At 61.7% G+C, this 10,147-nt stretch carries 8 protein-coding genes; 3 read left to right on the plus strand and 5 right to left on the minus strand.

Annotation, left to right across the window (positions count from 1 at the left end; genetic code table 11):
* Positions 1-84: 84 nt before the first annotated feature.
* Positions 85-402: a hypothetical protein gene (locus BLS66_RS15395; protein WP_074726239.1), complete on the minus strand. Its 318-nt coding sequence runs from the start codon at positions 400-402 to the stop codon at positions 85-87.
* 257 nt (positions 403-659) lie between these two features.
* Here BLS66_RS15395 and mobQ point away from each other — a divergent pair, with 257 nt between their 5' ends.
* Complete coding sequence (gene mobQ / locus BLS66_RS15400) at positions 660-2,183, plus strand: MobQ family relaxase (RefSeq protein WP_074726240.1); 1,524 nt, start codon at positions 660-662, stop codon at positions 2,181-2,183.
* A 782-nt stretch (positions 2,184-2,965) separates the two neighbouring features.
* Here the strand turns inward: mobQ and BLS66_RS15405 are convergent.
* Genes BLS66_RS15405 through BLS66_RS15415 form a run of 3 tightly spaced genes read right to left on the minus strand, consistent with a single transcriptional unit; the run spans position 2,966 to position 6,326 of the window.
* The gene (locus BLS66_RS15405) at positions 2,966-3,868 is read right to left on the minus strand and encodes a plasmid partitioning protein RepB C-terminal domain-containing protein (RefSeq protein ID WP_074726241.1); all 903 of its coding nucleotides are present in this window, start codon (positions 3,866-3,868) and stop codon (positions 2,966-2,968) included.
* Positions 3,865-4,761: a plasmid partitioning protein RepB C-terminal domain-containing protein gene (locus BLS66_RS15410; protein WP_074726242.1), complete on the minus strand. Its 897-nt coding sequence runs from the start codon at positions 4,759-4,761 to the stop codon at positions 3,865-3,867. Before BLS66_RS15410 ends, BLS66_RS15405 begins: the two co-directional genes overlap by 4 nt.
* Positions 4,758-6,326, minus strand: a complete 1,569-nt coding sequence (locus BLS66_RS15415) for a recombinase family protein (protein WP_320204698.1) — start codon at positions 6,324-6,326, stop codon at positions 4,758-4,760. Before BLS66_RS15415 ends, BLS66_RS15410 begins: the two co-directional genes overlap by 4 nt.
* A 180-nt stretch (positions 6,327-6,506) precedes the next feature.
* Between BLS66_RS15415 and BLS66_RS15420 the strand changes: the two genes are divergently transcribed.
* Entirely contained in the window at positions 6,507-7,271 is a 765-nt protein-coding gene (locus BLS66_RS15420) for a hypothetical protein (protein WP_143025182.1), read from the plus strand.
* A 437-nt stretch (positions 7,272-7,708) separates the two neighbouring features.
* Here the strand turns inward: BLS66_RS15420 and BLS66_RS15425 are convergent, their stop codons facing one another.
* Entirely contained in the window at positions 7,709-8,101 is a 393-nt protein-coding gene (locus tag BLS66_RS15425) for a barstar family protein (RefSeq protein WP_074726243.1), read from the minus strand.
* 359 nt (positions 8,102-8,460) lie between these two features.
* On the opposite strand from BLS66_RS15425, the gene BLS66_RS15430 reads away from it, so the two are divergent.
* Positions 8,461-10,137, plus strand: coding sequence for a ShlB/FhaC/HecB family hemolysin secretion/activation protein (locus tag BLS66_RS15430; protein ID WP_244153006.1), 1,677 nt, complete (start codon positions 8,461-8,463; stop codon positions 10,135-10,137).
* The last annotated feature ends 10 nt before the right edge of the window (positions 10,138-10,147 follow it).

Raw genomic sequence — 10,147 nt, forward strand, 5'->3', positions numbered from 1 at the left:
GGAATTTTCTGGCGGTTCACTTGCAGCTTCTCAGGTAGTGGGACGCGCTGACCCCCGGTAGCGGCAGCGCTGCGGCCCTCCGGCTCAAGTGGAAGCCTCAGTGCCCAATGAGATGGCTAACAGCCAGGCTGCCCCCAAGTCAGATGCTTGTTCCCGGAGTTTGTTTCGATTCTGAAGATGTATCCGAAGTGCCCCCACCAGCTCTGCATCTTCAAGCGCTTCTGCCCTCGCCAGGAACGCCAGCTCGCCGATGCGAGCGCGCCGTCTGGCTTCATCGCGTTTGGCTTGTTCTTTGGCTTTCGATTCGCGCCGCTGAGTTGCTAACAGCTCGCGCGCTTGGAGCTGTGCGAGCTGCTGCGTAGCGCGCTGGATCCTGTCATGGAAGTGATTGGTCCGCATCATCGAACTCCTTACGTGGGATTTTTGAGTGAAGCAAATAAATAGGTGACGTCAAGGGTTTCAGACGTGCTTGGTCGACTGCGTATTCAAAGCGCTGAGGGGCGTGAAAAATTGTCTCGAAGCAGAAGAGCAAGAGCGCACTTAGGCATCACAAGTGATGCGTGCGCAAAGGGCTTCGCCCCTTGAACCCCAAGCCGCTTTGCGACTTGCCAACGGCAAATTCAAAGGCATAAAGAGCTCAAAGAACTGGAGCTCTCTGCATGGCGATCTACCACACCCGTGTCAAAACCTTCTCCCGTGCCAAAGGCCATTCGGCCGTTGCCGCCGCGGCCTACCGGGCCGGACTCTCGCTCGTCGACGAGCGCACGGGAGCGCGGCACGATTACTCTCGCAGAGGCGGTGTGGTCGAGAGTCGCTGGGTGGTGCCTTTGAAGGCGCCCGACTGGTCGCTCGACGCCGCCAAGCTCTGGCAAGCGGCCGAGGCGGCAGAGAAGCGAAAAGACGCGACCGTGGCCCGCGAGTTTGAGATCGCGCTGCCGCACGAGCTGGATGGGCCTCAGCGCTCGGCCCTGACGGCGGACATCGCCCGTGCATTGGTTGATCGCTACGGCTTTGCAGCACAAGCGAGCATCCACTCGCCGGGCAGCAACGACGGACTCAATTGGCACGCACACATCCTCGCCACTACCCGGCGCTTGGATGCCGAAGGCCTTGCGGACAAAACGCGCGAGCTCGACGGTGGCCCCTCGGGGCGCAGCGAAGTGGAGTGGCTCCGGGCGATGGTGGCCCAGCTGACAAACAAGCATCTCGCCGCGGCTGAGATCGAAGTGTCGGTAGACCATCGAAGCTTGGAAGCACAGGCGGAGGACGCGCTTGACCGGGGAGACATCGTCGCAGCAGCAATTCTGGGACGGCGCCCAACAATCCACCTGGGCCAACAGGCCTCAGCGTTGGAACGACGAGGCGTGGAGACCGATGTTGGAAAAGTCTTGGGCAGCATCGTCGTGGACAATCAGAGAGCCGTGCATCAGGCAGCAATAAGGTTTGAGAGAGCGGCCATGGATACGGACCCGGCCCACGGAAATGCAACGCTGCCATCGAACCGTATTGTGCTGGGGCCGAAATCCGGCGAAAGCTACATCGAGGACGTAAAGGGATTCAGTCGGCGAGGAGTTTTGGCAATTCGCACTCTTCCCAATGCACCCGAACCCTCACTTCAGTCCCTGCTGGAAAGGGCATGGGGACTTTGGCGTGACGTGGTGGCCGCGGGCCTTGAGGGGGCGCTTGGCTCCACACTCGTGCTTCTACGTCGCTTGGACTCGGCCATTGGCAACGGGAGCGTGGGTACATGGGTGCGCAAGGATGTCCAGCGAACGCTAAGGGGCTTGGCCGCAGTGAGGCGACGAGCGATGGAGTGGATGCGGCGGGTGGAGGCTGAACGTCGGGCAGCATCGCTTCTGACGCGCGCCGAGAGGTCGTTGGAGGACTTCGTCGAGCTGCAGCCCCGACCAACAGGCGCTGGACTGGTGACCTGGGCCCGGCGTCGCGGACGTCGTTTGGCAGCAATCGAGCAGCGTTTGGATGCCCTGAGAAAAGCTCGTACAAAGATCGAGGACGGTCAGGAAGAGGCCTGTGCGAATCAGCTGTCAGCCGCCGTGGCAGAGTTGGAAGCCGGCAGCAGGGTAGCCCTGGATCAGTTGGAGGATGCGCTCCACGAAACGGGAGACCCCGCAAAGCTGACTGTATCCACGCAGCAGGCCGCGCCTCGGCCAAGGCTTCACTGACAGGAATGAAGAGCCCCCGCCGTGGCGGGGGCTTTAAACCTTCAATGAAGCGTTGGCCGCTTGGTCGTCGGCGGCTTGGCCGGGGGCCTGATTCCTCGCCGATCGGCAAGCAGTTGGTCCAAAGACGCCAGCTCCTCTTTGACCTCCACGCGCTCCTTCGTTGTGGGCGCGGGCCGTTCCTGCGCTCGTGGTCCGTCGTGGGTGAGGTTTAGCGGGCTTCCACCCGCGCGCTGGCGTAGAACCTCGGCGGCGACCTCCAGGGCCACTCGAACATCTTCTGAGCGCTCTCGTTGGGAACGCTGAGCCGCTCGTTCGATGGTGCCGCTTAAAACGAGCGCGGCGATTCGGGTTTGTGGATCAGTCATGGCTCCTCCGCTGTCGATGCGTGCCCGTCGTCAGTCGACTGAGCTGCAATGTGGATCGGTCCGATCGGGCTTCTCCCTTCGGATCTGCCCAGAATGCGCTCCGCGAGATCAAGGGCGTCTTGAACATCCCCCAAGCGCTCCTCGCGAGTGCGATGGGCGGTGGGATTGAGGGTACCGCTCAGAAGTAGTGCGGCGATTTGGGTTCGTGGGTCTAGCAATGTGCGTCCTCGGTTGGTGTGTGCTCGTAGCCAACCAGCTAAGTGAAAATTAGCAAGGCCACTTAGCAGGGAATTGCGCACAAAATTGCTAGTTAGTCGGAACAGCTCTGCTGTCGCGGTGCTTTCCCTTCAAAGGCAACCCGCGCGGCAACGTGGCGGTCTAATCGCTTGGGAGCTTGCAGCTGAGAGAAGAAGGTGGCTACCCCGCTCTAAGCAGCTTAATGTCGGCTATGCGCTGAAGCTGTTGAAGATGATCCGGCTTGTTCTTGGCAAGCCATCTCACAACCGCAGCGTTGTCCAAGAGGGTCGACCCAATGTGGGTTTTGACGATTTCGAGCTGGAGGCTGGCTGGGCCATAATTCTCCTCCAGCAGCTTCGTATCGGCTTGCAGCGCTGCCAGCTCCCGTTCCAAGCGTTGGAGCGCCTCGATAGGGGCACCGTTGACCGTCTTTGCTGCCAATGGATCTATCAACTGTTCGACCGGCGTGTTTTGGAGAAGCGCGGTTGCAAGCTTGATCGAGTAATCCCCCAAGTTGACCATGGTCTGGGCAGCATCGATCTGCCGGAACGGCTTCATTTTCCGCAGCAACCGAAAGACGCCTGCGGCGGCGGGTTTGTCGGCCAGGATGGCGGTCGCTTCGTCGCAAACGCCATCCAAAAGCCGGAATTTGTCCCGGATGGAGCTGGCCGAGATGTTAAGCACCTGCGACAGCTGTTCCACGGAAACCCCGCGCTCTGCTGCCCTGAGGATCATTCGGTGCTCTTGGACAACCGAAAGGCGGTTCACCTGCTTGTTGTAAGTGTAGCCTTCGTCGTCGGTTGAGATGAGGCAGGGGGCCACGGTTGCTCCCAGTTCCTTCAGAGCCTCCAAGCGCATTCGCCCATCCAGGACCAAGAACCGCCCGGCGGCGCCCCGGTCCAGGGTAACCACGATGGGTTCGACCAATCCCACCGTCCTGACCGAGCTCACGATCTGCTGATACTTGACGGAGGCTTTGGTTCCCGTGGGCATGGCCACGCTGTAATGGAGCTGCGCCAGCTGGATGTCCACGCAATCCTTCTCAAAGCCCAGGCGTACGCCCGAAGGTTGCTTTTTGCTCATCGGGCCAACCCTCTGCGGGGCAGCAGGTCAGCCAGTGGTTGCGGGACGCTGGTCAGCCCTTCTGATTGGAGAACTCCGCAGAACTCTTTCGAGGCAAACAGCTCTTTGAAGATCTGGCGGGCCAGGAGGAGCGATTGCTGCGTGAACTCGGCCTTCTTCTGGATGCGTTGATGCATCTCCACGTCCCGTTTGTAGAGCTTGGCAAGGTCCTCGGGAGTCAGCTTCTTTCGCGGTGTGCCGTGAGCATAGGAGTTTGTTCCCTTCTTTCCGCTTCTAGCTCGATGAGCCAAGATATTTCGGACGACGGTCACCTTCTTTCCCTTAAGCTCACCGGCCTCGTAGGCGTCCATCAGCAACTGTTGCGCATCGCGATCATTTGCCCGGGAGATGTTGACTGCAAGGGCCAAGGAAATGTGGCCGGCCTCTGCGGCAGCGAGCAGACGTCGCTCTCCGCGCTCCATGAGGTTGGCCACGCTGTTCACCCAGGACGGAGTGCAGCCCAGCTTGGTGGCTATCTCCGGATCTGAGTAACCGCGCTCTCTGAGCACCTGGACCTGTTCCATGGTCTCGGCCGCCCTGGGCGTGCGGCGGGCGACGTTCTCCACGATGCTCATGACGTGGCCGGTATGCTCATCCACGTCCAAGATCAGGGCGGGGATCTCGCGGTGGCCCAACAACTTGCAGGCCTCAAGGCGGCCTTGGCCGCAGATCAGTGCATAGGGGAGGGACGTTTCATCAGGAGAAGCCTTGCGAACGCTAACCGGGCGCTTAAGTCCCACCGTTTCGATGCTTCGGGTGATGCCACGGTGGATTCGTTGGTTTCTGACACGCGGATTCGCGACGTGGATTTCGGCAATGGGGATCATCTGTACGCTTGTGCTTTTGTTCGTCATGCGGCCTCCAGCAATGCGGCCCGACCGGCCAAAGCGAAGAACTCCTCCAGTGTGTCCATCCGGTAGGCATCCAAGGAGAAGCCGTTGTCCTCCATGGAGGGCATGCCATCGGGGGTGAAGTCGATGGAAGGAAGCACGTAGAAGTCATGGGCATGACGGTTACCGGGATCCATCCGGATCACTACGGTCAAATGCGGCGTCAGGCTAGCATCCAGTCGGATGCGCCAGCGGTTGGAGCCGGCGGGTGTGGGCTTGCATCGTGCGATGACGACGGATGTGAGGAGCTCACCGTTCACCCGTAGCAGGCCGGTATCCCGGTATGGCTCGACCCACCCACCCTGTTGGGCTATGCCATCCACCACCAACTGGACCATCTCGGGATGCCGCTGCCGAAGGGCGCGGTTGATCTCCAAGTAGGCGTAGTCGCGTTTGGGGGAGTAGCCAACCAAGCTATAGGCCCGGAGCAGGCTACCAAACCGATGACGAAAGGCGCTGCTGGAGGGGACGCCCTCTTCTTCGTCGATCAGCATCCCTGACAGCGCACCATGCCGCTCGAGCAGCGACCGCAGGGCGTCCAGCATCTGGTCGTCGTCCAAGTGGACCGAACGTGCCGCTATGACTGCTTGAACGCGCTCGAACAGATCAAGCGGAACAATGGCTTCAAACGCATGTTCCTTTCGCACCCACGCTTCCGGCGGGTTCTGAACGTGTTGCAGCTTCAGCTTGAACGAGGTCCGGTTGTAGACGTTGTGGCCGACGTATTTCTCATTCGTCAGTATTTGATGGATCGTCCCTCTGCTCCAGGGGCCACCCACTTCATTGGGGATGCCTTCTCGGTTCAGAACGGAGGCGATGACCCGTTCGGGCATAGCGTCCTTTAGAAACAGCCCATAGATCCGCAAGACGGTGGCGACTTCTTGCGCGGGCCCGGGCACCAGGATCACACGATCGGTCTGGATGCTCTTTTGCTCTCCCCGAGCGAGCACCGCCTTGGGCTGGAGGTGCTCGTCCACGAGTTGTCGGCGCAAGCCGTATCCCGGCGTGCCTCCTTGTCGGAACCCGTGTCGCACGATGTTGCATGCCCCTTTGAACACCTTGTCAGATAGCTCTCGGCTGTATTCGGCGGCCATGCTGCGCTTGAGGCCAATCATGATGGTGGATGGCAACGAGCCATCGTTCTTGAACGCTTCCGCGCAATAGATGACCGGCACACCATGGCTCTTACAGGCGTGAACGTAAGCGGCGGCCTCGTCGGGGTCGGGGAAGCGCCCCCAACGGCTCACGTCGTAGACCAAAATAGCGTTGAAGCCAGGGGAGGGGAGCTTCACATCCCGGAGAAGGGCTTGAAGAGCGCTCCGACCTTTCAGGTTTAGTCCACTCTTGCCTGAGTCCTCGTAGGTCTGGACGATCTCCATGCCGTGCGCCTTGGCATATTCGGCAATTGCCGCGGCTTGGTTCTCCGTGGAGTAGCGCTGATGCTCGGTAGACATGCGCACATACTGGGCAACCGGAATGAGCCGATCGGGGGGCTGAGTAGCATCGGACACTGCGTGGTGCGAAAACACGGTCAGCGCTTCCCATGTAAGACTATGTATTCAGCGACCGTAGGCGGGTAGATTGACGGTCTTGTGACCGTTTGAGTTCTTGGCTGAACCCGTCCGGTTAGTGACGGATCAGAAGAAGGCCAGGTTCTAGGGCGCAGACCATGTATCGTGGACAAACAGATGGTCATTCCGAGAGAGCGGATGGACGACATCGAAGATGAGAACGGCGGGGATTACCCCCGCTATCATGAAGAGATCGAAGCCAGTGAGTTGGTGGCCGGCCTGATGAGTCTGGCTCTGCTCAGCGACGATTTGGCAATGGTTAGCCAAGCCTACAACGTGGCTGCTGTGGACAAATTCATCATGGGGTTGGAGATGCAATTCCTGCGCAGCCGCTATGATGAAGAGACTCCGCGCGAAAATCGGGGTGGCATGTTCTTATCTGCCCAAACCGAGATGTGGATCTTCGCCGCCTACGAGCTTGTCCGGTCCTGGCGGGAGCGGGCGAAGCTGGCGATTAAGCTTGCCGAGAATGGTGGGTTGGACGTCAAGATCTCTCACCTCGTTGGGAAGCCAGATTGGGATTACGGAAGCCAGATGGTGGCCCGCCAACTCAGTCAGGTCCGTGATGAGCCTGCGCTCGTTGCAAGACTTAAGGACGATCTGCGCCGGAGCCATATCCCATTCCACTTGATCGAGTGGGTGAGGGTTCAGCTGGCAAAGCATCAAGAGCCCGGTAACGCTAAGTCTTTTGTTCGCTCGCATCCGATGATGGATCGAAACACGGGGTCGCTTAATTATCAGCTGACTCAGGGGCCTTTGATCTTGGCCACCATGAGCAGACGCGAATTGGCAGACGCGCTTCGGGACCTCAACGATCCGTCGGTCCCTTCAGAAGAGGACATCGCGTCTTTCAATAATTTCCGAAAGGCAAGAGCGGTGAGCATTGATACACCAGGAGAGTGACTCCGCCGCAGGTCCACGGGGGAACATCTGGCGACGGCAATGAGAGGATTACGCTGAGAGTGCTGGACCCGAAGGCGGACGGGTGTGACCTGGATGGTGTAAGTCTCGCGGGGCTGGGTGGGATCGCACGCCAAAAGGCCTCGCAGCCCCCTGTTGCGACTGCGTTGCGACGGACCAGTGATCTCGGGGCTGGCGTCGAAGATCCTTGCTGCACAAGGCTCTTGATGACTAAGATCTTCTTTTAGTCGTTTTGCTTCATCAGCGGGGTATGTTCGGCGGACTTGTCTTTGGACATGGGACTCGTGGATCAGGGCATCCGGCCGCGCCGGGCGGCAGCGGCAGCGGCAGCGGAGCGGGTACAGGGCTGTCCATGGTAACTGCTGGGGCCGGCGGGCGCCGCTGCGGTTGGCGGCCATTGCCCGTGGGGAGGCACGCAGTCAGGCGGGAACCAGGGTGATCTGCCAGTGGCTGGCGATGATCTGCATGACGATCTCGAAATAGGTGGGGCCTTCGCCCTGTTGCAGGGCCTGCAGCTGGCGGGCGATGGCCTGGGTATTGAAGCTGCCCGGTGTGTCCAGCTTTGCCTGCAGCCATTGGCGGGTGGTCTCCATGCCCAGCGCCGTGCGGCTGTGGGCAATATCGCGCCAGATCAGCGTGGCCTGTGCCTGCCCGGCCAACGCGCCATAGCCGCCATGCAGCAGATCGTCCAGCGCGTCCAGGCTCGGCCCGAGCTGCCAGGCTTCGCCGGCCATGAACACGCGGTTGATCTCTGCGTACAGGCTGGCGATGTCATTGATGGCGCTGCCTTCGATCTGTAGGAGAATGGTCATGTGCCAACTGTAGGGTCAGCGGGTGAAAGCCGGCGTGGGACCGGGGTTCGTGCCATGCCCTGAGCGCGCATGCGTCCTGGCCCTTTGCGGCGTGTTTCCCCGCAGCCGACTGAATCTGCAATCTTCCCTATAGAAGTTTCCGTGGCGGCCGATACCCTTTGCGCCTTTCCGCGCTTCGCGCGGCGGCGCGCTGTCGCGTATGCGTCGGCAGACCCGAATCAGGCCGGCACGTCGACACCCTGTTCTTTCCGGACAGGGTGCCTGATGGTCGGCATCACTATCAGGAAAAGAGTGTGCAGTCAGGGAAGAAGCAGGCACGGCAGGTGTGCCGTGGTGGTGGGTGGGTGGTGCTGCTTGGCATGAGCTTCGGTGTTGCCGCCCAGCAGGCCGGTGATCCCGCCGCGCAGGAACTGCTGCGGCAGCAGGAACGCGAACGCGTGCTGCGCGAGCAGCAGGAGCAACGGCTGGATGTCCGCCTGGAGCGGGGCGCGCAGAAGGAGGGCGATCGCCTGCCGACGCAGGAGCACCCCTGCGTACGCATCGATCGCATTGTGCTGGAAGGCGAGGACAGCCAGCGCTTCGGCTGGGCACTGGCGGCCGCTGACCCGGTGGGCGATCCAGCCACCGGTCGTTGCCTGGGGACCGAAGGCATCAACGTGGTGATGAAGCGCGTGCAGAACGCAATCATCGCCCGGGGCTATGTGACCACGCGGGTGCTGTCGGCACCGCAGGATCTCAACCAGGGCGCGCTGACGTTGTCGGTGGTGCCGGGCCGGTTCCGCGAGGCCGTGTTCTCCGACCCGCAGGGCCGGCACCCGGCCCTTGCCAATGCGCTGCCGATCCGCAGCGGCGGCCTGCTCAACCTGCGCGACATCGAGCAGGGGCTGGAGAACCTGCAGCGCGTGCCGACCGTCAGCGCCGACATCAAGATCGCGCCGGCCGACGGCGAGGGCGCGGCGCCGGGCCAAAGCGACCTGCAGATCGACTGGACGCAGCGTTCACCGGTACGCGCCAGCGTCACCCTGGACGATGCCGGCAGCCGCGGGACCGGCAAGCTGCAGGCCAACGCGACGCTGTCGCTGGACAATCCGCTGGGTCTGAACGAGCTGTTCTACGTCAGTGCTGGCCGTGGCGTGTTCAACGGCCGCGGCAAGGACACCGACAGCTGGACCGCGCACTACGACGTGCCCTACGGCTACTGGCTGTTCGGTGCTACTGCCAGCGCCTACGACTACAGCCAGAACGTGGTCGGTGCCTTTGAACGCTACGAATACAGTGGCCGCAGCCGCAACGCCGAAGCGCGGGTCGACCGGCTGCTGCTGCGCAATGCCAAGGTCAAGTTCAGTGCCTACGCGCGCGGCTGGCAGCGCGAGTCGAAGAACTACATCGACGATACCGAGATTGAAGTGCAGCGCCGCCGCACCGCTGGCTGGGAACTGGGCCTGACCCACAAGCAGTTCATCGGCACTGCCACGTTCGATGCCAGCGTGGCCTACCGGCGTGGCACGGGCGCCTTCCACGCCCTGCACTCGCCGGAAGAGATGGCACAGCAGTGGGATCCGACGCTGCCGCTGGAAGGCACCTCGCGGATGAAGCTGATCACCGCCGATGCGCAGTTCAACGTGCCGTTCCAGCTGGGCAAGCAGCGCCTGCGCTACACCGCCGCATGGCGGGCGCAGTGGAACCGCACGCCACTCTCGCCACAGGACCGCTTCGCCATCGGCGGCCGCTATACCGTGCGCGGTTTCGACGGTGAAAGCTCGCTCAGCGGTGAGCGCGGCTGGTCGCTGCGCAATGATCTTTCGCTGGGCATCGGCGGTGGCCAGGAGTTCTACGTGGCTGCCGACTACGGTCGTATCGGCGGCCCATCCGCGCAGTGGCAGTCCGGCCGCGACCTGGCGGGCATGGCGCTGGGCCTGCGCGGCGGCTGGCAGCAGCTTTCCTGGGATGGCTTCGTCGGCTCGGCGTTGCACAAGCCCGCCCATTTCCCCACCGACTACACCACGTTCGGCTTCAGCCTGGCCTGGCGCTACTGAGCCGCCACAA

It is taken from the genome of Stenotrophomonas pavanii (genome assembly GCF_900101175.1).
GTDB lineage: Bacteria > Pseudomonadota > Gammaproteobacteria > Xanthomonadales > Xanthomonadaceae > Stenotrophomonas > Stenotrophomonas pavanii.

What these genes read in the sequence shown, in the direction of transcription:
- BLS66_RS15410 (WP_074726242.1), bottom strand. Translation starts at nt 4,761, where the DNA reads ATGACGAACAAAAGCACAAGCGTACAGATGATCCCCATTGCCGAAATC.
- BLS66_RS15395 (WP_074726239.1), bottom strand. Translation starts at nt 402, where the DNA reads ATGATGCGGACCAATCACTTCCATGACAGGATCCAGCGCGCTACGCAG.
- BLS66_RS15425 (WP_074726243.1), bottom strand. Translation starts at nt 8,101, where the DNA reads ATGACCATTCTCCTACAGATCGAAGGCAGCGCCATCAATGACATCGCC.
- BLS66_RS15405 (WP_074726241.1), bottom strand. Translation starts at nt 3,868, where the DNA reads ATGAGCAAAAAGCAACCTTCGGGCGTACGCCTGGGCTTTGAGAAGGAT.
- BLS66_RS15420 (WP_143025182.1), top strand. Translation starts at nt 6,507, where the DNA reads ATGGACGACATCGAAGATGAGAACGGCGGGGATTACCCCCGCTATCAT.
- BLS66_RS15430 (WP_244153006.1), top strand. Translation starts at nt 8,461, where the DNA reads ATGAGCTTCGGTGTTGCCGCCCAGCAGGCCGGTGATCCCGCCGCGCAG.
- mobQ (WP_074726240.1), top strand. Translation starts at nt 660, where the DNA reads ATGGCGATCTACCACACCCGTGTCAAAACCTTCTCCCGTGCCAAAGGC.